The sequence below is a fragment of the Amycolatopsis pigmentata genome, from assembly GCF_042684065.1.
GTDB classification, from domain to species: Bacteria; Actinomycetota; Actinomycetes; order Mycobacteriales; family Pseudonocardiaceae; genus Amycolatopsis_E; species Amycolatopsis_E pigmentata.
Window position 1 is genome coordinate 14,556 of record NZ_JBHUKR010000023.1, and the last position, 22,059, is coordinate 36,614.

The 22,059-nt window shown below is 67.9% G+C and carries 20 protein-coding genes and 1 pseudogene; 9 read left to right on the plus strand and 12 right to left on the minus strand.

The window, feature by feature from the left end; all coding sequences use genetic code 11:
- Positions 1-101 precede the first annotated feature (101 nt).
- Entirely contained in the window at positions 102-1,130 is a 1,029-nt protein-coding gene (locus ACFSXZ_RS35870; protein ID WP_378270471.1) for a LacI family DNA-binding transcriptional regulator, read from the minus strand.
- A 63-nt stretch (positions 1,131-1,193) separates the two neighbouring features.
- Between ACFSXZ_RS35870 and hisD the strand changes: the two genes are divergently transcribed.
- The 5 genes from hisD to ACFSXZ_RS35895 are packed head-to-tail and all read left to right on the plus strand — an operon-like array spanning position 1,194 to position 6,345.
- Positions 1,194-2,516, plus strand: a complete 1,323-nt coding sequence (gene hisD, locus ACFSXZ_RS35875) for a histidinol dehydrogenase (RefSeq protein ID WP_378270473.1) — start codon at positions 1,194-1,196, stop codon at positions 2,514-2,516.
- Entirely contained in the window at positions 2,513-2,974 is a 462-nt protein-coding gene (locus ACFSXZ_RS35880) for an acyl-CoA thioesterase (protein ID WP_378270475.1), read from the plus strand. The genes hisD and ACFSXZ_RS35880 overlap by 4 nt, the downstream gene beginning before the upstream one ends.
- Positions 2,974-3,711, plus strand: coding sequence for an SDR family NAD(P)-dependent oxidoreductase (locus ACFSXZ_RS35885; RefSeq protein WP_378270477.1), 738 nt, complete (start codon positions 2,974-2,976; stop codon positions 3,709-3,711). The genes ACFSXZ_RS35880 and ACFSXZ_RS35885 overlap by 1 nt, the downstream gene beginning before the upstream one ends.
- Before the next feature lie 36 nt (positions 3,712-3,747).
- Positions 3,748-4,518 carry an SDR family oxidoreductase gene (locus tag ACFSXZ_RS35890; protein WP_378270479.1) on the plus strand — a complete coding sequence of 257 codons (771 nt, stop codon included), beginning with the start codon at positions 3,748-3,750 and terminating at the stop codon, positions 4,516-4,518.
- 24 nt (positions 4,519-4,542) lie between these two features.
- The gene (locus tag ACFSXZ_RS35895) at positions 4,543-6,345 is read left to right on the plus strand and encodes an acyl-CoA dehydrogenase (protein WP_378270480.1); all 1,803 of its coding nucleotides are present in this window, start codon (positions 4,543-4,545) and stop codon (positions 6,343-6,345) included.
- A gap of 61 nt (positions 6,346-6,406) precedes the next feature.
- On the opposite strand, the gene ACFSXZ_RS35900 is transcribed toward ACFSXZ_RS35895, so the two are convergent.
- On the minus strand, positions 6,407-7,000 hold the full coding sequence (locus tag ACFSXZ_RS35900) for a TetR/AcrR family transcriptional regulator (protein WP_378270481.1): 594 nt from the start codon (positions 6,998-7,000) through the stop codon (positions 6,407-6,409).
- A gap of 105 nt (positions 7,001-7,105) precedes the next feature.
- Between ACFSXZ_RS35900 and ACFSXZ_RS35905 the strand changes: the two genes are divergently transcribed.
- Together ACFSXZ_RS35905 and ACFSXZ_RS35910 are read left to right on the plus strand one after the other, a co-directional pair.
- Positions 7,106-7,852, plus strand: a complete 747-nt coding sequence (locus ACFSXZ_RS35905) for an SDR family oxidoreductase (protein ID WP_378270483.1) — start codon at positions 7,106-7,108, stop codon at positions 7,850-7,852.
- Positions 7,853-8,050: 198 nt separating this feature from the next.
- Positions 8,051-8,110, plus strand: a pseudogene (locus ACFSXZ_RS35910) (hypothetical protein); the annotation flags it as partial.
- On the opposite strand, the gene ACFSXZ_RS35915 reads toward ACFSXZ_RS35910, so the two are convergent.
- Complete coding sequence (locus ACFSXZ_RS35915) at positions 8,106-8,921, minus strand: NADPH-dependent F420 reductase (RefSeq protein WP_378270485.1); 816 nt, start codon at positions 8,919-8,921, stop codon at positions 8,106-8,108. The pseudogene ACFSXZ_RS35910 and the gene ACFSXZ_RS35915 overlap by 5 nt on opposite strands.
- Positions 8,922-9,063: 142 nt before the next feature.
- On the opposite strand from ACFSXZ_RS35915, the gene ACFSXZ_RS35920 reads away from it, so the two are divergent.
- The gene (locus ACFSXZ_RS35920) at positions 9,064-9,909 is read left to right on the plus strand and encodes a LysR family transcriptional regulator (protein ID WP_378270487.1); all 846 of its coding nucleotides are present in this window, start codon (positions 9,064-9,066) and stop codon (positions 9,907-9,909) included.
- On the opposite strand, the gene ACFSXZ_RS35925 is transcribed toward ACFSXZ_RS35920, so the two are convergent.
- On the minus strand, positions 9,876-10,769 hold the full coding sequence (locus tag ACFSXZ_RS35925) for an NADP-dependent oxidoreductase (RefSeq protein WP_378270488.1): 894 nt from the start codon (positions 10,767-10,769) through the stop codon (positions 9,876-9,878). The genes ACFSXZ_RS35920 and ACFSXZ_RS35925 overlap by 34 nt on opposite strands.
- Before the next feature lie 70 nt (positions 10,770-10,839).
- Here ACFSXZ_RS35925 and ACFSXZ_RS35930 point away from each other — a divergent pair, with 70 nt between their 5' ends.
- Positions 10,840-11,448: a TetR/AcrR family transcriptional regulator gene (locus tag ACFSXZ_RS35930; protein ID WP_378270489.1), complete on the plus strand. Its 609-nt coding sequence runs from the start codon at positions 10,840-10,842 to the stop codon at positions 11,446-11,448.
- A 65-nt stretch (positions 11,449-11,513) separates the two neighbouring features.
- Here the strand turns inward: ACFSXZ_RS35930 and ACFSXZ_RS35935 are convergent, their stop codons facing one another.
- From ACFSXZ_RS35935 to ACFSXZ_RS35970, 8 genes are all read right to left on the minus strand, one after another.
- Positions 11,514-12,068, minus strand: a complete 555-nt coding sequence (locus ACFSXZ_RS35935) for a hypothetical protein (RefSeq protein ID WP_378270491.1) — start codon at positions 12,066-12,068, stop codon at positions 11,514-11,516.
- Positions 12,069-12,075: 7 nt separating this feature from the next.
- A complete protein-coding gene (locus ACFSXZ_RS35940; RefSeq protein ID WP_378270492.1) occupies positions 12,076-16,401 on the minus strand; it encodes a DUF6531 domain-containing protein in 4,326 nt (1,441 codons plus the stop codon).
- A gap of 88 nt (positions 16,402-16,489) precedes the next feature.
- Positions 16,490-17,116, minus strand: coding sequence for a hypothetical protein (locus ACFSXZ_RS35945; RefSeq protein WP_378270494.1), 627 nt, complete (start codon positions 17,114-17,116; stop codon positions 16,490-16,492).
- Between the two features lie 206 nt (positions 17,117-17,322).
- Positions 17,323-17,784, minus strand: coding sequence for a phage tail protein (locus ACFSXZ_RS35950; RefSeq protein WP_378270738.1), 462 nt, complete (start codon positions 17,782-17,784; stop codon positions 17,323-17,325).
- Positions 17,785-17,874: 90 nt separating this feature from the next.
- Entirely contained in the window at positions 17,875-19,248 is a 1,374-nt protein-coding gene (locus tag ACFSXZ_RS35955; RefSeq protein ID WP_378270495.1) for an acetyl-CoA carboxylase biotin carboxylase subunit, read from the minus strand.
- Positions 19,245-19,772, minus strand: coding sequence for an acetyl-CoA carboxylase biotin carboxyl carrier protein (locus tag ACFSXZ_RS35960; protein WP_378270497.1), 528 nt, complete (start codon positions 19,770-19,772; stop codon positions 19,245-19,247). Before ACFSXZ_RS35960 ends, ACFSXZ_RS35955 begins: the two co-directional genes overlap by 4 nt.
- Positions 19,773-19,814: 42 nt before the next feature.
- Positions 19,815-21,305 (minus strand): hypothetical protein, encoded by a 1,491-nt coding sequence (locus tag ACFSXZ_RS35965; RefSeq protein ID WP_378270499.1) that lies wholly within the window; start codon positions 21,303-21,305, stop codon positions 19,815-19,817.
- Positions 21,306-21,413: 108 nt separating this feature from the next.
- Positions 21,414-21,875 (minus strand): hypothetical protein, encoded by a 462-nt coding sequence (locus ACFSXZ_RS35970; RefSeq protein WP_378270501.1) that lies wholly within the window; start codon positions 21,873-21,875, stop codon positions 21,414-21,416.
- Positions 21,876-22,059 lie beyond the last annotated feature (184 nt).

Sequence of the window (22,059 nt, forward strand, 5' to 3'; positions counted from 1 at the left end):
GCCACCTCAGCGTTGTCAATAGTCGCTCATCACGAGCGATGGTGACTTCTTGACAAAAATCCCTTAGATTCAGGGCGAAAGAGTAACTATGTCAGGGACGGCTAACTCGCTTGTCCACCTGCTGGAGGCGCGTGCGTGCCACGTGCGACCAACTCGACCGGCACGCGCACGAGAGTGTTGTCCCGCGACTCGCCCAGGAGGCGCCCAGTGAGCAGGTCGACACTGCGCGAAGCGAGATCTTGGAGGTCGCAGCGCACCGTCGTGAGATCGACCAGCGGCCACGCGGCCATGGCGATGTCGTCGAAGCCCACCACGGTGACCTCCGACGGCACGGCCAGGCCCAGTTCGCGGGCCGCCGAGAGCGCGCCCAGGGCAACGACGTCGTTCGCGCAGACGATGGCCGTCGGTCGAGGACTCAGGGAAAGCAGCTCACGCGCCAGCCGGCACGCCGTGTCGTGCTCGAAGGCGGAAGCGCGACGGATGAAGCGGCGCGTCAACGGCTTTCCGAGCGCGCGCAGGGCATCCCGCAAACCGGCCGCCCGGTCTCGCCCGGTCGAGGTGTCGACCGGACCGAAGACGGCGCCGATCGCCTGATGCCCGAGATCCACGAGAAGACGCGCGACCTGCGCCGAGCCGTCGACGTTGTCGAACGTGCAACTGGGCGACTCGGGGTGGTCCAAGACCCGGTTGACGAGCACGTGGGGCACCGCTCGCTCGGTCAGGTCCCGGGGCAAAGTGGAGTCGCGCGTGGTCGTCGTCAGCATGACGCCGTCGTAGGACCCATCGGCCAGCTGATCCACCAGCGCTCTGGAGTCCGAAGGGTCGGGACGATCGCTCACCAGCACTGTGCGGAGATTCTGGGCGAGCAACGCCTGCCGCAGAGGCTCGACGAGCTCCGGGTAGTACGGATTCGTCAGCTCCGCCGCCACCACGGCGACGCGGCGGGTTCGCTGAGTGGAAAGAGCGCGGCCACTGTCGCTCGGAAGGTAGTTCAAGGCCTCGGCCGCGGCGAGGACGGCTTCCCGGGTTTCCGGAGAGGTGCCCGGCAGATTCCTCAGCGCGCGCGACACCGTCGCCTGCGAGACACCGGCAAGCCGGGCGACGTCGTGCCCGGTCACGGTCTTCGCCATATCGCCTCCTTTGACATGTATACGTATACAAGCCAGAGTGCGTTCTGCGAAGGGAGACCGCACATGCCCACCTATCTCAAACAGGCGGCCGAGCCGGCCGCCGGCCACCGCCCCTCGTCCGGCTCCGTGGCGGACGTGGTCCGCGATGTCATCGCCGACGTCCGAAAGCGAGGCGACGAGGCGGTCCGCGAGTACTCCGCGAAGTTCGACTCGTGGTCACCGGACGACTTTCGCCTCGCTCCGGCCAAGATCGAGGAAATCGTGGCCGGGGTCGATGCCGGAGTCATCGACGACATCCGGGCGGTCCAGTCGCGGGTGCGCGCTTTCGCCCGGCACCAGAAGGACTCACTGCGGGACTTCGAGGTGGAGTCCGAGCCCGGTGTCCTACTTGGACAGAAGAACATCCCGGTAGGGCGGGTCGGCGCCTATGTTCCGGGCGGACGGTATCCGCTCGTGGCGTCGGCGCACATGACCGTGGTCACCGCGAAGGTCGCCGGTGTCGAGCATGTCACGGCGTGCACTCCGCCTATCCGCGGAGAGATCCCGGCCGCCACGGTGGCCGCGATGCATCTCGCCGGGGCCGACGAGATCCTGCTTCTCGGTGGAACGCAGGCGGTGGCGGCGATGGCCGTCGGTACCGAGACGATCGGCAAGGTCGACCTGCTGGCCGGTCCCGGCAACGCCTATGTGGCCGAGGCCAAGCGCCAGCTCTTCGGTGAGGTCGGCATCGACCTCTTCGCCGGGCCGACGGAAACCTTGATCGTCGCGGACGACTCCGCCGATCCCTTCGTGGTCGCGGTGGATCTGTTGAGCCAGGCCGAACACGGCCCTGATTCGCCGGCGGTCCTCGTGACGACGAGCCGCGCGCTGGGGGAACGCGTCATCGCCCTGGTGGAACGGATCCTGGTCGAAATGCCCACGGCCGACTTCGCGGGTCCGGCTTGGCGGAACCACGGCGCGGTCGTCGTCACCGGCGACCTCGACGAGGCCTATCGGGTGGCGGACGAGTACGCGAGCGAGCATGTGCAGATCCTCACCCGGGAGCCGCGGCGGGCGCTGGAGCGGATGCGCAACTTCGGCGCCCTCTTCCTGGGGGAAGGCACCTGCGTCTCCTACGGTGACAAGGTGATCGGAACCAACCACACCCTCCCCACGCGCGGCGCCGCCCGGTATACCGGCGGGTTGTGGGTCGGCAAGTACCTCAAGACAGTCACCTACCAGGAGGTGACGGACCCGGCGGCCAGCGCGAGGCTTGGTGCGCTCTGCGGCCGCGCCGCCCGCGTCGAGTTCTTCGAGGGACACGCCCGGTCGGGCGATGTGCGAGCGTGGAAGTACGCGGGAGCGCCGCTTCCCTGGGCGCCCTCGGGCATCTCCGGAGGTCGATGATGGGCAACGACGGACAGCTGCGCGAACGACGCAAGAGTGACTACCCGGTGCTTCGCCCGGCGCCGCTGCGCTGGTCCGATGTGGACACCTACGGCCATGTGAACAACGCGGTCCACTACCTGCTGATGGACACCGTGATCAACGGGTGGGTCGGCGAGGCCGTCGGCGTGGACATCCGCACGGAGCTCTCGGGGTTCGCCGTCGTCGCGGAAACCGGCTGCCGGTACTTTCGCGAGATCCACTTCACCGCCACGCCGGAGCTCGGGATCCGGTTGGAGGGCACCGGTCGCTCGAGTGTCCGGTACGAGGTCGGCTTCTTCATCGACGACGAAGGGCCGGCCGCGGTCGGGCGATTCGTGCACGTGTACGTCGATCACGTCACGCGCCGCCCCACCGGGATACCCGCGGAGGTCGGCAAGGCACTCGAAGCACTGCGAGAACCCGGAAAGGCGTCCTGATGGCAAACCTGAGCTTCGACTTCAGCGGCCGCACGGTCGTGGTGACCGGCGCCGCGCGCGGAATCGGCCGGGCGATCGGCGAACACTTCCATGCCGCCGGGGCGAAGGTCTATCTGGTCGATTTCGACGCCGCGGAGGTCGAATCGGCGTCGCGGGAGATCGGCGCGATCGGCTTGGCCGCCGATGTCTCCGACACCGGCCAGGTCAACGCCGTCGTGGAGCGGGTCATCGCCGACACCGGCCGGATCGACGTGCTGGTCAACAACGCGGGGATTCTCCGTGACGCGATGGTGTGGAAGCTCACCGACGAGGACTATGAAGCCGTCATGGCGGTCCACGCCGGCGGCACCTTCCGCTTCACCCGCGCCGTGGTCCCGCACTTCCGCGAGCGAGGAACGGGCAGGATCATCAACGTGACGTCCTACACCGGCCTTCGCGGTAATCTCGGCCAGTCCAACTACGCCATGGCGAAGGCCGGGATCATCGGCTTCACCAAGACGACGGCCAAGGAACTCGCCCGTTTCGGGATCACCGTGAACGCGATATCGCCGAACGCGCAGACACGGATGATCGAATCGGTTCCCGCCGACAAGCTGGCTCAACTGACCGAGGCGACCCCGATGGGCCGCTACGGGACTCCCGAGGAGATGACGGCCGCGGTCGCCTTCCTTGCCTCCGACGAGGCCGCCTATGTCACCGGCGTCGTGCTGCCCGTCGACGGCGGCATTTCCATCTGACCGGGTCCAACCGGCCACGATCTCTGTGGAGCGCGCATGAACACTCTCTTCGATCTCACCGGGCGCACCGCCGTCGTCACCGGCGGCAGTCGCGGCGTCGGCCTGATGGCCGCACGCGGCCTGCTCCAGGCCGGTGCGAAGGTCGTCATCTCCTCCCGCAAAGCGGACGCCTGCCGGCAGGCCTGCGAAGAACTCTCCGACTTCGGCGAGGTCAGTGCCGTGCCGGCCGATCTGTCGACCGAGGACGAATGCCGGAGACTGGCGTCGGAGGTCGCGCTTCGCCACGACGCCTTGCACATCCTGGTGAACAACGCCGGCGCGACCTGGGGCGCGCCACTCGCCGAGTTCCCGGCATCGGCCTGGGACAAGGTTCTCGATCTCAACCTCAAGTCGCCGTTCTACCTCACACGCGCCTTCCTGCCGCTACTGGAGAAAGCGGCCGACGCGGCCGATCCAGCGCGCGTCATCAACATCGGGTCGATCGACGGGCTCAGCGTGCCCGGTATGCCCACCTACGCCTACTCCTCCAGCAAGGCTGGTCTGCACCACCTGACCCGTGTCCTCGCCGCCGAACTGGGGCCCCGCGCGATCACCTGCAACGCCATCGCTCCCGGCTGGTTTCCCTCGAAGATGATGGCGAAGACGCTGGAAGAGCACGGTGAGGAGTTCAGGGCCCGTGCCCCGCTGGGACGCGTCGGCGAACCTGACGACATCGCCGGCGCGGTCGTCTACCTTGGATCCCGGGCCGCCAGCTACGTCACCGGGATCGTCCTCCCGGTCGACGGCGGCGTCACCTTGACCCGCTGACCCTCCTCGCATCGGAAGCCGCCCATGCCCACGCGATCACTGCTGCTGTCCCGCCGCGACATCGACTTCCTCCTCTACGACTGGCTCGATGTCCAATCGCTGACTTCCCGCAAGCGCTTCGCGGAACATGCACGCGAAACTTTCGACGCCGTACTCGACGTTTGCGCCGACCTCGCCGAGGAGAAGTTCGCACCGCACAACAAGAAGAACGACACCGACGAACCCGAAATCGCCGACGGCGAGGTCCGGTTGAACCCCGAGGTCAAGCCGGCGCTCGACGCCCTCGCCGAGACCGGCCTCCTGGCCGCCACCGCGGATGCGGAGGTCGGCGGGCTCCAGCTCCCCCAGGTGATCCAGACCGCCTGTGCCGCGTGGTTCGCGGCGGCGAACATCGCGACCTGGAGCTACGCGATGCTCACCATCGCGAACGCCAACCTCCTGCTCGAACACGGTTCGGCCAAGCAGGTCGAGATGTTCGTCCGTCCGATGCTCGAAGGCCGCTTTCACGGCACGATGTGCCTTTCGGAACCCCAGGCCGGCTCGTCACTCGCCGACATCAGCACGCGCGCCGAACCCCGCGACGACGGCACCTACCGGATCTTCGGCAACAAGATGTGGATCTCGGGCGGCGACCACGAACTCGGGGAGAACATCGTCCACCTCGTGCTCGCGAAAATCCCCGGCGGACCGCCTGGCGTCAAGGGAATCTCGCTGTTCCTCGTGCCGAAATACCTGGTGGCAGAAGACGGTTCGCTCGCTGATCGCAACGATGTCGTCGTCGCCGGACTCAACCACAAGATGGGCTACCGGGGCACCGTCAACACGTTGCTGAACTTCGGCGAGGGCGCGCACACGCCCAGCGGACAGGCCGGAGCGGTCGGATACCTGGTCGGCGAACCGCATCGCGGGCTCGCCTCCATGTTCCACATGATGAACGAGGCCAGGGTCGGCGTCGGAATGGGCGCGACAGCACTGGGCTACACCGGATATCTGAAGTCACTCGCGTACGCACGCGACCGGACACAGGGCAGGCTTCCCGCCGCCAAGGACCCGGCTTCGCCTCCGGTCGCGCTGACCGCGCATGCCGACGTGCGCCGAATGCTCCTCGCACAGAAGTCCTTTGTGGAGGGTTCTCTCGCGCTGATCCTGTTCTGCGGTAAGTTACTCGACGATCAACGAACAGCCGAGACCGAAGCCGAACGCGCTCGGATCAGCCTGCTTCTCGATGTCCTCACCCCGATCGCGAAAAGCTGGCCGTCGCAGTGGTGCCTGCACGCGAACGACCTCGCGATCCAGATCCATGGTGGCTATGGCTACACGCGTGAGTACGACGTCGAGCAGCACTACCGCGACAACCGGCTCAACCCGATTCATGAAGGTACCCACGGTATCCAGGCCATCGACCTGCTCGGGCGCAAGACCACCATCGCGAACGGTGCCGCACTCGGCGCACTCGAAGCACTGATCCGGTCCACTGTGGACAGATCTCGCACCGCGGGCACCGAAGCGGCCGAACTCGGCGCCGAACTGGACGGCGCGCTGACCCGGCTGATCGACGTCACCCGGCGGCTCCACGCCGAGCCGGACACGAACCTCAAGCTCGCGAACGCCTCCGTCTATCTCGAGGCGGCCGGCCACATCGTGCTGGCCTGGATCTGGCTCGAACAATTCCTCGCGGCCGGAACGGGCGACGACGACCTCCGGCGCGGCAAGCGGCATACCGCCCGCTACTTCTACCGCTACGAACTCCCCCGCACCCGGCCACAACTCGACCTGCTCGCCACGCTCGACGATACGACCGTCGACCTCGACCCGGACTGGCTCTGACCGCGAATGATGCGCCATGCTCTCTTCGGATTGAGGGCATAAAGGGGTGTACCCGGCGCTGTCAGCGTCCGACGGAGCGCTCGATCATCTCGAGCGCGGCGGTCTTGGCGAGCCACAGCTCTTCCTCGCCGATGCCTGACTTGTGCAGGAATTCGATCCCTTGCATGACGGCGATCAACGCCCGGGCGGTCGACTCCGGATCGATGTCGTCGTCGATCTCGCCGCTCTCCTGAGCCTCGGTGATCCGCCGGGCGAACAAGGCGAGCGTTTCGGAGTAGGCCCGGCACGCGCGGGCTCGGACCCCCTCGTCCCGCGCGCTCAGAGCCGCGGCGCTGTTGGCCATCAGGCAGCCCTGCGGCGGTAGGTCCAGGCGGCCGCCGTCCTCGAACGTGACCGCCGACATGACCCCGTGCCACGGGCTCGGGTCCTGGCTGACGGCGGTCTCCAACCCCGTGGACTGACGGGCGCAGTAGTCGTCGAGGATCCGGAGGAACAGGTCACGCTTGCTGCCGAAGGCACCGTAGAGGCTCTGCGTCCCCAACCCTGTCGCATCCGTGAGGTCCTGGACCGACGTGGCCGCGTAACCGCCCTGCCAGAACGTGTCCCGCGCGGCCTCGAGGACGGCCTGCTCGTCGAACTTCCTCGGCCTCGCCATGGGCCGACCGTACCAGTTATGGATCGATCGCTCAAATTTGACAAACGGCGGAGGTCTCGTGTGTATTTGAGCGAACGTTCCATAATTTGCCGAAGGGACACGCACATGACGACACGACCGCTCGAGGGCAAAACCGCGCTGGTGACCGGGGGTTCCAGAGGCGTCGGCGCCGGTATCGTCGCCCGACTGGCAGCGGACGGCGCGAAAGTCGCGTTCACCTACGCCCGTTCCGCCGACCGCGCGAAGGCCGTGGCGGCCGAGGCCGTCGCGGCGGGGGGCATCGCCCACCCGATCCACGCCGACAGCAGGCACGAGCAGGACATCGAGGCCGCCGTCGCGCGGACCGCCGACCGCTTCGGCGGCCTGGACATCCTCGTCAACAATGCCGGCGTCGGCAGCTTCGCCCCGATCACCGACCTGAAGATCGACGAGATCGACGCGATGCTGACGATCAACGTACGGTCCACCATCATCGCCATCCGCGAGGCGCTCGCACACATGGACGACGGCGGACGGATCATCAACATCGGCAGCATCAACGCCGACCGCACGCCGTTCCCCGGTCAATCCGTCTACGCCCTGACCAAGGGCGCGGTGTCGAGCCTCACCCGCGGGCTCGCGCACGAACTGGCGCCGCGCGGAATCACGGTCAACAACGTCCAGCCCGGCCCGATCGACACCGAAGCGAACCCGGCCGACGGCCCCTTCGCGACGGCCTTGCTCGGAGTCATGGCGACCGACCGATTCGGCACCGCGGCCGAGATCGGCGCCTTCGTCTCATACCTCGCCGGGCCTGACGCCGCCTACATCACCGGCTCCAGCCTGAACGTCGACGGAGGCTTCACCGCGTGATCTCCGAAGGCACTTCATCGCGCGGCCTTCCCGGTGGGCCGAGCGCGTGCACCCGAGCTGTCGCGACGGCGCTCATGAGCGGGATGCCGACGGTGATACCGACCTGCTGACTCATCGCCCGGGGGCTCGATCTCGACGACGACGAGACACCGCAACTGGAAGGACGAGGCGACGCGGGCGGTCGCGTCCCTGCGCCTGGTGGCGCGGCGGCACAAGGACGACCGCCAACTGGCGGAACTCATCGGCGAACTGATCATGAACAGCCAGGAGTTCGCCGCGTTGTGGGCGAAGCACCGGAGTCACTGGGCCGGAACGGGCCCAGCAGTCGATGGAGCCCCGCGGCCGTGCGGTTGAGCGCCACGATGTCCTCGAAGATCGCGTCGCTCGGTTCCCAGGAACGGATGATCGCGAGGATCGCCTCGCGTCGCACCCTCGCGGCGTCGTGATCGGCGAGCGCGAGGGCCTTCTGTAGCTGTTCGGCGTTCAGTTCGGTGCAGTAGGCCGGTGTTCCCGCTTGCATGCGCCAGGCGTCGTCGACGGTACCCGCGTCGACCGGATCGAACCCGGTGTCATCGACCAGTCCCATCACGAGTTTCTTGGCAGCGGGATCGGTTCCCGCGACGGGCAGGGCGAGCCGGTCGGCGGCTCCCGGCGGCCTGCCCTTGTCCGCGAGTGTCGTCTGGACGAGCGCGTTCCACGCTCGGACGACCGGGCGGCCGAGTTGCCGCTCGATCCAGACGGCTTGGGGTGTGCCGCTGTCCATCTCCTCGATGCGGCCGTCCCGGCTCGGGAGGTAATTCGATGTGTCGGCAACGGGAACCTCGTCAGGAAGGCGATCGCCGATCGGCTTGAGGTCCGGCACACGACCGAACGGGATGGACGTGATGAGCACTTCGACGCCGCGGTGAACCTCGTCGAGGGTGGTCGCGACGACTCCCGACTCCGCCGCCAGCTCGGTGATACTCGCCGGCCCGCGCGTGTTCGCGATCCGCACGGCATGTCCGGCCGCGCTGAGCTTGCGCGCGAGATTGGCCCCGATACCGCCGGTGCCGATGATACCGATCCTCAAGGCACTGCCCCTTCTCCGTTTTCCAGCCGGGCCGGGGCCCGGTCCGCGTTGCTCCGTGCTCGCTGGTGTTCCCCGGCAAGGGTGGCAACCGAGGCAGCCGGGCGCGATGACGAAGAAGGCTTCGATCATTACCCTGTGAGTCATGAAACGGATCGAGGTCCGCGAGCTCGAGTACTTCTTGGCCGTGGCCGGCACGCTGCACTTCGCCCGCGCGGCAGAACAGCTCGGCATCGAGCCTCCTCCGTTGTCCCGGGCGATCGCACAGCTCGAACGGCGGCTGGGCGTCAGCCTCTTCGAGCGGACGAGCCGCCGCGTGGAACTGACCGCGGCCGGCCGTGTGTTCAAGGCCGAGGCGCGCACCACGCTGCGCTCCCTCGACCGCGCTGTCCGCCGGGTGCGGCAGGTCGGCCGTGGCGCGCTGCGCATCGCGACTCCGCCGGGAACCGGCTCGGGTCTGTTGCGCGAGATGGTCCGTGGCTACGTCGCCCTCTTCGGCCGCGACACCATCGAACTCGTCTTCGCCACGGACCAGACCGTCGCGGTCCGCGACGGCCGGGCCGACATCGCACTGGTCTGCTCCACCGAGGACCTGACCGGCTTGGACGTTCAGAACGTCACCACCGAACACCCGGTGGCCCTCGTTCCGGCCGACCATCCTTTCGCGACCCGGGAAACGCTGACCCCGGCCTGCCTGCTCCGCGACCCGGCCTACGCCACCGAACTCCCACCCCTCGGCTTGGACGCCCTTGTCGACCTGGTGGCCACCGGGCAACTGATCGCGGTCGTCGGCGACAGCGCCGTCGACCGGCTCGGACGGCATGTCGCCGCCGTGCCGGTGACCGGGCTTTCTCCCACCGATGTCCTGCTGGCCTGGCCGGCCGACTCGCATGACCCTCGAATCGCAAGCCTGCTCGAACTGGCCGGACAGCTCGCGATTCAGGATCCCCAACGAGTTCAGACGACCACGACCCGCCGCCCGCGGGTGTGACCGGCGCGGCTGTCGATGTGCGCCTGCGCGGCCTCGGCGAGCGTGTACGACTTCTCGACCGGGATGGAGAGCCTTCCCCGCGAAATGAGGTCGACGGCCTCGGCGAGCGCTTCGTGCCTGTTCCCGGCCACGCCGGAGAACCGGACACCGAACTCCGGCGCACCGAGATCGGCGATGGAGATCACCTTCCGCGGATCCCCGGTCAGCTCGACGAGTTCGCGGATCACGCCCGAGCCGGCCAGATCCAGAGCCGCGTCGACAGGGCCGAGTCGCCGCACCCGCTCGACCCAGCCCTCGCCGTAGGTCGTGGCAAGGGCACCAAGGCCACGCAGATAGTCCTGGTTCGCCACGCCCGCCGTGCCGATCACCGTGATGCCGCGGTCGCGGGCGATCTGCAGCACCGCCGATCCGACTCCTCCGGCCGCACCGCTGACCAGCAGCGTCTGCCCTGACCGCACGCCGACCTCGCGGATGATGCGCAGCGCGGTCTCCACCACCGACGGGTACCCGGCCGCTTCTTCGAACGTCAACTCCTCGGGCATCCGGGCCCAGGCCGACAGCACGGCGAACTCGGCATAGGTGCTCGCGCCTTCGCCGAACACGTGGTCGCCGACCTCGACCCCGCTGACGCCCTCGCCGACCTCGTCCACCACACCGGACGCGTCCTGCCCGACTCCGGCCGGCAGTTCGATCGGACGGGACGCCTGGAACTGGCCTTCACGAATCCTCCAGTCGACGGCGTTCACGCCCGCCGCCCGCACGGCGATACGCACCTGGCCGGGGCCCGCGTGAGGCTCCTCGGCGTCTACGAGTCGCAGGACGTCCGGACCCCCGAACTCGGCGAAGCTCACCTTCTTCATGCCGCCGACCGTAACACTAACGGTTAGCTTTTAACAACGGATACACCTTTGTATCTGTTAGTATCAACACATGACCGCGCCGTCCGGACGTCGTGAACGCAAGAAGGCGGCGACCCGTCAGAAGATCGCCGACACCGCCCTGCGGCTCTTCCTGGAACGCGGGTTCGACGCGGTGGGCATCCGCGACGTGGCCGCCGAGGCCGACGTGGCCGTCACCACGCTCTTCTCCCACTTCGCCTCGAAAGAGGCGCTGGTGTTCGAGCAGGACGAAAACTTCGAGCAACGCCTCACGCAGGCGGTCACCGACCGGGCGCCACACGAACCGCTCATCCCTGTGCTGCGCCACGAGATCCAGGCCATCGTGCGACATTGCACAGCGAAGGACGCCGCCCCGATCTGGCGCCTCATCGACGAGTCACCTGCCTTGCGGCAGTACGAAGACTCGATGAGGCGGCGCCATGCCGCCTCGCTGGCAACGGCCATCGCCGCCGATCCCGACCTGGCACAGACCACGACGGCCTGCCGGACGATCGCGCTGTTCGCGGTCGATGCCGTTTCGCTGGCCCGTGAGGCGGCCGACCCGGAAGCCGCGGTGGAGGAGATCTTCCGGATGATCGAAGCGGCCTGGGAGGTCACCTGCCCGTCTCGACCCGCGCGAAAAACCGTTTCGTCGCGATAGGACGTGCCCGGCCATCACGGGTCGCTGACGTTGCCACGCGCGGCCCGCCCATGGACTCGCGGGCTCTACTTCGTTTTCGGCTCCAGGCTCCTGGCCCGGTTCTTCGCGATGTTCCGTGTCTTCTTGGTCCTGGCGGACTCGGCGAGCAGCGCGAGCACCGGCAGCGACGTCGACTCTTCGGCCAGGACACGTTGCATCCAGTCCGTGACTTCCGCCAACTCGGCCGCCCCGGGCACGTGACCGTCCTTTATGGACAGATAGCACGACCAATCGTGGACGCGGCGGCGGATGAACTCCCGGTTCCCCTCGGTCGCGAGCCGGTTCGCCTCGGTCAGGATTCCGGCGGACCACTCCCGGAACACGGCGGGATCGGTCGTGTCCATCGCGACCTTGTCGATGAGGTCGACGACCGCCGTCTTGGACACCATCTCGACGGGATCGCGCAGGATCGCGGCCACGATCGCGCGGTCGCGGTCATGGCTCCGGGAGCCGGCGACCACCGAAACGACGCGCTGGTAGGCGGACGAGCGCACGTGCTCGTCCGCGATCGCCTCGTCGACATCCACGTCGACGAGGCCGGCCTCGGTCAGCAATGCGGTCAGATCGGTGCGTAGCGTCATGCGTCCATCACTTGTCACAGGGTTTGGCGTTGGCGGCCTCACGCCGCTCGCGTTCGGCCCGCTCCTCCGCCTGGTTGCGCCTGCCGAGCTTCCGGACGGCCTTCCTGACCTCCGACTTGTAGTGTTCCACCACTTGCCGCTGCGTGCGCGTGAGCTCCGGCTGGCCGTCGATGGGATGACCGTTCGGGCCGATCCGGACCTCGCGGCCGCCGCCGGTGACGTGGGCGTGCGCCGGTTTGTCGACGTCGTACTCGTGCACCACGATCCGCACGCCGTTCTTGATGACATCGAGAAGCGACAGCCCGACCGGGTCCAGCCACGTGAAGGGGTTGGGGACGTAGCTGTGCGGCGTGTAACCACCGGCGAGACCGACCGGGTCAGCGCTGAAGTACCGCGCGGTTTCCGGGTCGTAGTAACGGAAATAGTTGTAGTTGAGCCCGGATTCCGGATCGGCGTACTGGCCGGGGAACCGCAACGGCGTCATCGCGGTGCCGCCGTGCGCGACCGGCAGTCCCCACGCGGTGTTCTGCCCGAACCACGCCAGATTCCCCTGCTCGTCCAGCAATTCGGTCGGGGTACCGACCAGATCCGTGACGATCGCGAAGAATTTCTCGTCGAGTTCCCGCCGCCCGCCGGTGCGGCTTCGCTCCACCTGGACCAGTGGCCGGTGGGAGGACGGATCATAGTCCCAGCTCACCGTCTGCCGGTTGGTGATCTGCTCGGCGAGCGTGGTGCCGTCCCAGATGAAGTCGACCCGCTCGACGACCTGGCCGTGGGCGTGCCGCTCCTTCGCGATCCGCCTGCCCAGGGCGTCATAACGGTAGCGCCAGTGGGTTTTGTCCGGCGTGATCAGACCGACCAACTGGTCATCGGCGTTCCAGGTGTACTCCCACACCTCGCCGCCACGCTCCTTGCGCGTGACCCTGCCCTGGCCGTCGTACTGGTAACGCAACGCCCCCGCCTCCTGGAGCAGGGTTCCCGTGTATCGCCACTGCGCGGACGGTGCGTCGCCCGTCCTGCCCGCGTCGGTCAGGTTGCCCGCCGCGTCGTAGGTGTAATGCTCGGACCACCGTTGGCCGTCCACCCGCTCGATCCGGCCGAACCGGTCGAGGCCGAACCGGCGCGATCCGTTGATCCGGTCGGCGATCGCGGTGAGGTTGCCGTCCGTCCGGTACTGGAAAACCCTGTGCTGCACGGGTTTGTCCGCGGCGCCGCCGTTTCCGGCCAGCACGGTCTGGCTGACGAGCTGATCATTCACGTCCCACGCATGCGCCAGGCGGAGACCCGCTGGAGTCGTCCGGACGATTTCGCGGCCCGCGGCGTCGTAGGCGAACGCCAGTGTCCGGCTGCCGTTGCGCAGGGCCACTGGTGAGCCGGCGTCGTCGAACTCCCATTTCGAGACCGTGCCACCCGGGGTCCGCCTGCCGACACACCGGCCCAGCGCGTCGTATTCCGACGTGACCGTCCGGCCGTTCACCGTCTCGGTCAGCACGCGACCGAGGGCGTCCCTGGTCAGCACGATCTCCGAGTCACGACTGGACGCGGACACGAGCCGGCCGGCCGCGTCGTAGGCGAAGGTCATCGTGTCCGTCGGAGACCGTGTCGCCACGATCTGGCCGCGAACATCGCGTTGGTAGGTGGTGGTCTGCCCGGCGCCGTTCGTCCTGCCGACGAGCCGGCCTGCCGCGTCCCGTTCATAGGTGGTCACGCGGCCGTTGAAGTCGGTCTCGCGCACCAGCAGGCCGGCCGGGTCGTACTCGTACCGCCATACGGCGCCCTGCGCGTTGGTGACCGTGGTCAGATTCAACTCGGTGTCGTAACCGAACTCGATACGGCTGCCGTCCGCGTTCACCTGTGCGATCGGAAGATCGAAATGGGTGGTGGCGACCGACAGCAGCGGGCCGTCCCCGACGGAGTATTCGGCGAAGTTGCCCTCCGGGTCGTGCCGCCACCGTTCGACCGTCCCGTCCGGCCTGGTCCTGGTCAGTGGCTGCCCCTCCACGGTCCAGGTCGTCCTGGTCGTGTTGCCCAGCGGGTCGGTCTCTTCGGTTACGCGGCCGAATTCGTCCCGGATGATCCGCGTCGTGTGGCCGAGCGGGTTGGTCACCGCGACCGGGAGGCCACGGGCGTCCGTCTCGATCCGGTGCACGCGGCCCAGCGCATCGGTTTCGGTCCGGCGATGTCCGAGTTCGTTGTAGCCGTATCGGGTGACCGCGCCCGTGGGATCCGTTTCCTCGATGATGTTGCCACGCTCGTCACGCCGGTAATGCCATCGCGCGCCGTCCGTGCCGGTGATCGCGACGGGCAGGCCGTGTTCGTCCTGGATCATTCCGGTGCTGCTGCCGTCCGCGTAGACGATCCGCACGGGCTCGTCGGTCAGGCCGTACTCGTACCGGGTGGTGCGGCCCGACGGATCCGTTTCCGCGGTGACCCGCCCGTAGTCGTCGTGCTCGAACCGGCTCGTCGCACCGAGCGGGTCGACCTGGCGGATCAGCTGCCAGTTCCGGTCGAAATGGTAGGTGCTGCCCGCACCGAGCGAGTTGCGGTAGGTGGTGACCTTCGCCTGCCGGTCGTACTCGATCGAGCAGGCGAGCGCCCCGCCACTGCCCTCGGTGCGGACGACCTGGCCGGCCTGGTTGTAGTGGTAGGAGTACCAGTGGCCGTTGCGGTCGGTCCATTTGGTGACCCTGCCGTGGCCGTCGTATTCGAACCGCATCGCGCGTCCGGACGAGTTCCCGACTTCCGACAGGTTCCCCTCGGCGTCGTAGGTGTAGCTGACCAAGGGGATGTCAGCGCCTGCCGCGCGGGTCATGCGCAGCCCGGTCAGCCGGCCGTCCACCGTGTCGACGGCGATGCGGTAGCCGCCGGAATGTTCGATCGCCGTCGGTGTCCCCGCCGCGTCCCGGGCGACGGTGATGCGATTCCCGTTGCGATCGGTGATCGCGGAAAGCAGCACCCGCGTGGTCGCGCCGGTTCCCGCCGTGAAGCCGAAATGGCGGATGTGCCCGTCGGCCGGGCTGGTGATGGTGAACTCGCGGCCGGAAAGGGCGTGCAACGGCCAGCGCGCGCCGTGCGACGGGAGCACCGGCGTGCCGTCGGCCGACGGCGGCGGGTAGGTCAGCGTGACCCCGTCCGCGCCGACGTAACAGACGCCGTCCGCGTCCAGCTCGACCCTTTGGTCCAATGTGGACGCCCAGGACGAGCCGAACGACCGCCCGAGACGGTAGGACGAGAGGTGCGTCCGGCGAAGCAACAGCGGCAACACACCAGGAAGTTCGACATCGGTCTGGGACATCAGCATTTCGCCGGTGGCGAGGTCGATCGGGTCGCCGCCGGTGCACTTCCCGTCGTTGGGGCGGCCGTCCTTCGCCGGATCGGTGCCCTCGCGCGCGTTGGTGTCGTTCGGCTTACCGCCCGGCCCGTCGCCGGAGGGCGTGGTCCCGGTGTCGTCGGCACCCGATGGCTGGGTTCCGTCGCGGGTGGTGCCGTGTGGCTCGTCGCCGTGTGTGGTGGGAGTGTCCCCGGCGGAGGAGGCGTGGGTCGAGCCGTCGCCTGCGAGGTGGGGTTCTTCGCCCGGGCGGCCGTGCAGCTCGGCCATGACCTTCTTGACCGCGGCGAAGATCTCTTCGAGCTTGCTCATCATCGGCCGGAGCTTCTCGACCGAGTTGATCAGCTTCTTGATGACACCGGTGATCTTTTCGATCCAGGCGGAGACCTGTTCGACGACCTGAGCCACCACCACGGGGGTTCCCAGGCCCAGCGAGCAGACCTCTTCGAGGGCGTCCTGGATGAAGTCGCCGACGGCCTGGGTGACCATGTCGCGGACCAGGCCGCGCACGGCGCCGGTGATCACCCCGACGATCTCCACCACCGTGGAAATCGTGTTCGCGCAGGTCGCGGCCGCGTTGATGTGGTCGATCTTGTTCTTGAGGTTCGCGCGGTAGGTGTCGGCGGCCTGACCGGTCCAGTTCGCGGTGTCCTTCTCCACCGTGGCAGCCAGATCCCGCGCCGCCTTGCTGACGGCCTCCCCGACGTTCTTCCACGTCGCCGAATACGCCGCGATCTGATCCGCGTCCCCCGCCAGATGGTTCAGCGCGTCCTGCAACGGCTGCACATGCTCGATCAACCAGTTCAGGCCGTAGGAGATCAGCGTGCCGACCGGGTTCATCGCCATCGTCAGCAGGTCCATCCCGGCCCCGAACGCGGCGATCCCGCCCTCGATCCAGGACCCCGACTGCACCCCGTCATACACCCCGGCGGCGTCGTCGAGAACGTTGATACCGGTGTGCCAGTTCGTCGAGTCCTGCTTCTGCGCCACCAGCGGATTGCTCATGACAGGCCCAGGCCCGGATCGGTCATCGTATCCCCCAGTGGTTCGGTCGGCTGCTCAGTCGGACGCAGCCAGCATGCCATCCGGTTCCCTAGTTGGGGCGCGGATGAGGGGTGCGACCGTCCGCGCGTTCCACGATGCTGTATCTGTCGTAGGAATCCAGCGGTTTGGTCCGGTCCAGGTCGGCCATCGTCACCGTAGCGGCAGCGAGGTCGAGTCTCAGGAAGGTCGAGCGGCTGACCACCTTGGGATAGACACATTCGAACCAGAGCTCGACGAGCATTTCGTCCCCTTCGGACGACCGGTCGAACGAAATCTTGTCGGTCGTCTCATGGGTGATGCCGGAGTCGAGGGTCCACTGGATACCGCCGGGCTCCATGATCGACGGCCAGTACTTGACGGGTGTCAGGTCCGCCGCAACCGGCTCGTAGTAGGTACCGCAACCGCGAATCGGCTTGTCTCCCACGTTCTGCAGGGCGTAGTCGATGCTGACGATGACCCTGCCTGCCTGTTGAGGATCGGGTGCCGCCGACCAGCTGGCCATGGTCGAGTCGACCTTGACGACCTGTCTCTGCTCGTCCTGCACCTGTTTTGTGAGGTTGAGGGAGCGGGTCGTCAGCACGATGTTCGCGACGACTGTGGCGACTCCGGTCAGCGCGATGACGACCTGCGAGGCCAGCCCCAAGCGCCCGTTGGCCTTACTGTCGGACTCGGCCACTGGGTCTCCTTGGCTTGATCGCTGTACCGGGTGCGGGATCGTAACGCGCACGGTCCCTGTTACCAATCCGACCAAAAGGAGGCGGATACGGTCCGCAACCGAACCGCTTGCGGAGACCCGTTTCCGCCGTGGCTGTGGTCGGGTTGGTAACGATCGGCACAGCACAGCCAGTCAGCGACGCCGGTTCGGCCCGCCGGTCCCCGAGATCAGTGCTCGTTCTTGATCACGAAGTAGGAGCCGCGGATGGTCCCGGCCAGCTTCGACTTCTGCCGGGCGAACTTGAACGAGGAGAGTTCCTCGGGGATTTCCATCCCGTCGGAGAGCTTGAACCCGACCGCCCGTTTCCCGGAGTCGCCGAGGGCGTACATCACGTTGACCGACAGACCGTTTTCATAGAAGACGTAAGCCATCCGGATGTTCTCGACCTCGAACTCGGTCGCCTCGAGCGGGCGAGCGGAGATGACGATGCCGCGCTCCTCCTCGAGGATCCGGTGCACCCAGTCGATGGTCGGCGTGGCGTCGCTCGCGGCTTCGACGGTGAAGACGTGGCCGTACTTGTTCTTGAAGTACCGGGCCTCGTTCGCCCGCAGGCCGGCCAGCGCGTCCGCGACGGGTGACGACTCCAGGCCGATGGTCGACACGGTGCCGAAGTCCACGGCATAGGGCATGACGAAATCCTCCGCGTTCACTTCCGGTCGGTGGCGTCGAACCACACCAGCGTATGCGCTGGTAGCGGCGTCAGGCGACCCGGAAACCGGTTACGAGGCCGCCACCGGCACGGGAACGAAGTCGTCCAGCACGTCCGCGATCAGATGGGTGGTGACGGCGCCCGCGGCGAACTCGGGGCGGCTCACGAGGAACTCCAGGAAGTCCACTGTGGTGTCGACACCCTCGACGACGAACCGGCGCAACGACCGGCGCATCCGCTGCACCGCCTCCTCGCGGGTCGAGCCGTAGACGACGAGCTTGGCCAGCAGCGAGTCGTAGTGAATCGGCACGAGGTAACCCTCGTAGGCGTGCGTGTCGAGCCGCACGTTCGGCCCGGCGGGCGGCTGCCAGCGGGTGATCCGGCCCGCGTTGGGACGGAACCCCTCCGCCGCGACCTCGGCGGTGATCCGGCACTCGATCGCGTGGCCCCGGAAGGTGAGATCGTCCTGGCCGAACCGCAGCGGCTCACCCGCGGCGACCCGGAACTGTTCTCCGACGAGGTCGATCCCGCTGATCATCTCGCTGACCGGGTGCTCCACCTGGATACGGGTGTTCATCTCCAGGAAGTAGAACTCGTGAGTGTTCGCGTCGTAGAGGAACTCCACCGTGCCGGCGTTCTCGTAGCGCAGGCTCGCCGCGAGCTTGACGGCGGCCGCGCGGATCTCCTCCCGTACCGGCTCCGGGATCCCGGGCGCGGGGGCCTCCTCGACGACCTTCTGGTTGCGCCGCTGCAGCGAGCAGTCCCGCTCGCCGACGTGGACGACGTGGCCGTGGCGGTCACCGAGCAGTTGCACCTCGACATGGCGGGCGTCGGCCACGAACCGTTCGAGGTAGAGGGTGGAGTCGCCGAACGCGGCCTGCGCCTCGGCGGCCGCGGCGGCGAGCACGGTCGGCAGATCGGCCACGTCCGTGACGACCTTCATGCCGCGGCCGCCACCGCCGGCCGACGCCTTGACGATCACCGGCAGGCCGATCCGCAGGGCGAGTTCGACGGCCTCGTCGACCGACTCGATGCGCTCGCTGCCCGGCAGCGTGGGCACCCCCAGCTCGCGAGCGAGCTGCCGGGCACGGATCTTGTCCCCCATCCGCCGCAGGTGTTCGGGCCCCGGCCCGACGAACACGATCCCGGCCGCGGCGCAGCCTTCGGCCAGCGCGGGCGACTCGGCCAGGAAGCCGTAGCCGGGGTGCAGCGCGTCGCATCCGGTGCCGACGGCGGCGGTGATGACCGCCCCGACGTTGAGATAGCTGTCCGCGGGCCGGGCCGGGCCGATGCACACCGTGCGGTCGGCCATGCGGGCCGGCAGACTCTCGCGGTCCGCGTCGGACACGGCCAGCACGGTCTCGAACCCGAGTTCGTGACAGGCATTCAGGACCCGGACGGCGATCTCACCACGGTTGGCGACGAGGACCCGCGACACGCTCATTCAAGGCCTTCCGGCCGGACCCGGAACAGGACCGCGCCGAACTCCACGAGTTGGGCGTCGGACACGCAGACCTCCGCGACCGTGCCCCGCACCCCGGCCGGCACGGCGTGGAAGGTCTTCATGACCTCGACCAACGCCACCGTCGTGGTCTCCTCGACGACGGCGCCGACCGTCACGAAGGGCGGTTTCCCGGGCTCGGGCTGGGCATAGAAAATCCCCATCGTCGGCGCGGTGATCTCCAGGAGACCGGGAGCCGACGGGCTCGGGACGGCGGCCGGTTGGGCTTGCTGGGGCGGGGCCTCCGCGGGGACAGCCGCGGCGGTGGCGACGACCGGGGCCTGGGCGGGCACCGTCAGGGCGGCCGGAGCGGACGCCGGCGGCTCGCCCTTGCCGATCGTCACTTTGAGCTCGCCGACCTGAACCTCCAGGAAGTCGAACGTCGAACGGTCCAGGCTCTCGACGAGCCGGACCACCTGCTCGACCGTCGTGTCGTCCAGGGCGCCCCCGTTCAGGGCTTCGCTCATGTCAACTCCCAACTTCGAGGCGATTACCGGCGTTCAAGGCGGTTACTGGCGGACGACGACCGAGTCCGGCCCGCGCTGGACCCGGACATACCGGATGGAGGAGGTGTCGCGCAGGCGCTCGACCAGTTCGACCAGGGGCAGGCCGGCCGAGGAGTACCGCCGCGGTGGGCCGGCGGCCCGCATCCGGTCGATCTCGGTGGTGCCCTGCATGATCGCTCGCAGGATCATCTCCTCGTCGGAGAGTCCGGGAGCGCCGAACACCTGCCGGGCCTCCTGCAGCGTCAGGTCCGCGGACGGCCGCCGGTCGAGCACCTCCAGCTCCTTCGCCCGGGGCAGCGAGAGGAACCGGTCCCGCAGGTTCTGGTCCATCCAGGTGTAGCCGGAGTCCTCGCCGTAGCGACCCTGCGCGAAGCGGACGAGTTCGTCGATCACCACCCCGTACCGCTCCCCGGAGGCGACGTTGATGGCCGCCTGGGTGGCCACGTACTGCGAGTAGGGCGTGATCATGATCGGGTAACCGAGGTCCTCCCGGATCTGCACACACTCCTCGAGCACCTCGTCGATGCGGTGGTCCATCCGGATCTCCGCGAGCTGGTGACGCAGGTTCGAGATGACGCCACCGGGGATCTGGTGGCGGTAGTGGTTCAGGTCGTGCCGCAGCGGGGCGCCCAGGGGAAGTCCGTCCTGCCGGGCGAACCCTTCGAGCCGCTGCGAAACGGACCTGAGCAGTTCCTCGTCCACCGTCGGGGTGAGCCCCATGACGCGGGCGTTGCGGGCCACGTCGAGCACTGACGGCTGCGCCGAGCCGTCGGCCAGCGGCGGCACGCCGCAGTGCACCGTGCGAACCCCGAGCTCCAGCGCCGCCAGGTAGACCAGGGGCGCGAGCCCGGTGATGCAGTGCGAGTGCAACTCCACCGGGATGTCACCGGCCTCGGCCAGCACCACGGGCAGCAGGTTGCGGATGCGGTCGACGGTGAGCAGCCCACCCGCGTCCTTGATGTAGATGACGTCCGGCCGCAAGGCCGCGCACCGGCGGGTCACCTGGGCGAAGTGCTCGTCGGTGTGGCGCGGGGAAATCGTGTAGCAGACCGCGATTGCGACCTTCAGGCCCAGCTCACGAGCGAACGGCACGGCCGTCGGAAGCTGCCGGGACAGTTGGTCGGCGGTGTTGGCCGAAAGCTGGGCGCGGTTCAGCACACCGATCTCGGCGAGTTGCCGCGAGAACAGTTCACCGAGCACCGGCGGGGTCGGCGTGCCGAAGCTGTTGAGGTTGCCGCCCGCGCCGCCCATGCACGTTTTCGGCGTGCGGGTGATGGTGCGGGCGAGCATGCGCATGGTCTCCCACGGGTCCTCGCGCAGGTCCCGCACCATCTTCTTGAAGAAGATCGGGTTCGCCGGCACCTCGATGACGTCGAAACCGGCGCGGTCGAGATCGCCGCCCAGCGCCTCCATCATCCCGTGCCGGATGCCCATCGCCCACAGGCTCTGCGAGCCGTCGCGAAATGTCGTGTCGACGAACCGGACTTCGTTCACCAGCGCTCCTTTTGCTGCTCAGCGAGTGACGCCGAAACCGGCGACCGGGATGATGGCGAGGGCTTCGATCGGGAACGATCCGGGAAACTCTGATCAGTTTTAAAATAATTAGCGGCAATCGTGATGGCAATGATCCTTCCGCCACGTGGAACCCACCGGTCGCTCCCCCTCAGGCGTTGATTCGGCCGGCCGCGCTGGACCGCCCGCTCGGCGGACACGTCCGATACCACCCACCACGGCAACCCCGCCCGCGATCGGGCGTCCACGGCGCATGCGCACGACTTCGCCGAACCGGCGCCGCGCCGTGTCCCGGGCCATCGCCCTGCTGGCCGCCGCGGCCACCACGGCCGTGATGGTGGCCGCCCGCGCGACCGCGGCCGACGACGGCCCCGTGATCACCCGCGTGAGCGAGGCCGACCGCGCCGCGGCGCTGGCCCACTGGACACCCGAGCGGATGCGGCAATGGGCGGACCACGACTCCCTGCCCCCGGCGTCCTCGTCGACGACAACGAAAACGTCCTGCTCACCCAACGGCGCGACTCGAACCCGGCCTTCGACGGGCTCTGGCACCTGCCCTTCTTCCCATCCAGGGCTTCGCGGTTCTGCCGCATTTCTCCGACTTGTTGTTCATTCTCAGAATTTTGGAGCTGGTCAACTCGTTCCACCAAATCAAATTCACGGAAGTGTTTGAGATACTGCCGCAAAATTCCGATCGCGAGCCCCTCGGTGAGCAGGTCACTCGCCACCACATTCA

Coding starts and splice junctions, on each gene's coding strand:
- ACFSXZ_RS35950 (WP_378270738.1), bottom strand. CDS start 17,784: ATGCCCTATGCCGTGGACTTCGGCACCGTGTCGACCATCGGCCTGGAG.
- ACFSXZ_RS35870 (WP_378270471.1), bottom strand. CDS start 1,130: ATGGCGAAGACCGTGACCGGGCACGACGTCGCCCGGCTTGCCGGTGTC.
- ACFSXZ_RS35880 (WP_378270475.1), top strand. CDS start 2,513: ATGATGGGCAACGACGGACAGCTGCGCGAACGACGCAAGAGTGACTAC.
- ACFSXZ_RS35955 (WP_378270495.1), bottom strand. CDS start 19,248: ATGAGCGTGTCGCGGGTCCTCGTCGCCAACCGTGGTGAGATCGCCGTC.
- ACFSXZ_RS35890 (WP_378270479.1), top strand. CDS start 3,748: ATGAACACTCTCTTCGATCTCACCGGGCGCACCGCCGTCGTCACCGGC.
- ACFSXZ_RS35900 (WP_378270481.1), bottom strand. CDS start 7,000: ATGGCGAGGCCGAGGAAGTTCGACGAGCAGGCCGTCCTCGAGGCCGCG.
- ACFSXZ_RS35940 (WP_378270492.1), bottom strand. CDS start 16,401: ATGAGCAATCCGCTGGTGGCGCAGAAGCAGGACTCGACGAACTGGCAC.
- ACFSXZ_RS35905 (WP_378270483.1), top strand. CDS start 7,106: ATGACGACACGACCGCTCGAGGGCAAAACCGCGCTGGTGACCGGGGGT.
- ACFSXZ_RS35935 (WP_378270491.1), bottom strand. CDS start 12,068: ATGACGCTACGCACCGATCTGACCGCATTGCTGACCGAGGCCGGCCTC.
- ACFSXZ_RS35960 (WP_378270497.1), bottom strand. CDS start 19,772: ATGAGCGAAGCCCTGAACGGGGGCGCCCTGGACGACACGACGGTCGAG.
- ACFSXZ_RS35930 (WP_378270489.1), top strand. CDS start 10,840: ATGACCGCGCCGTCCGGACGTCGTGAACGCAAGAAGGCGGCGACCCGT.
- ACFSXZ_RS35895 (WP_378270480.1), top strand. CDS start 4,543: ATGCCCACGCGATCACTGCTGCTGTCCCGCCGCGACATCGACTTCCTC.
- ACFSXZ_RS35920 (WP_378270487.1), top strand. CDS start 9,064: ATGAAACGGATCGAGGTCCGCGAGCTCGAGTACTTCTTGGCCGTGGCC.
- ACFSXZ_RS35885 (WP_378270477.1), top strand. CDS start 2,974: ATGGCAAACCTGAGCTTCGACTTCAGCGGCCGCACGGTCGTGGTGACC.
- ACFSXZ_RS35925 (WP_378270488.1), bottom strand. CDS start 10,769: ATGAAGAAGGTGAGCTTCGCCGAGTTCGGGGGTCCGGACGTCCTGCGA.
- hisD (WP_378270473.1), top strand. CDS start 1,194: ATGCCCACCTATCTCAAACAGGCGGCCGAGCCGGCCGCCGGCCACCGC.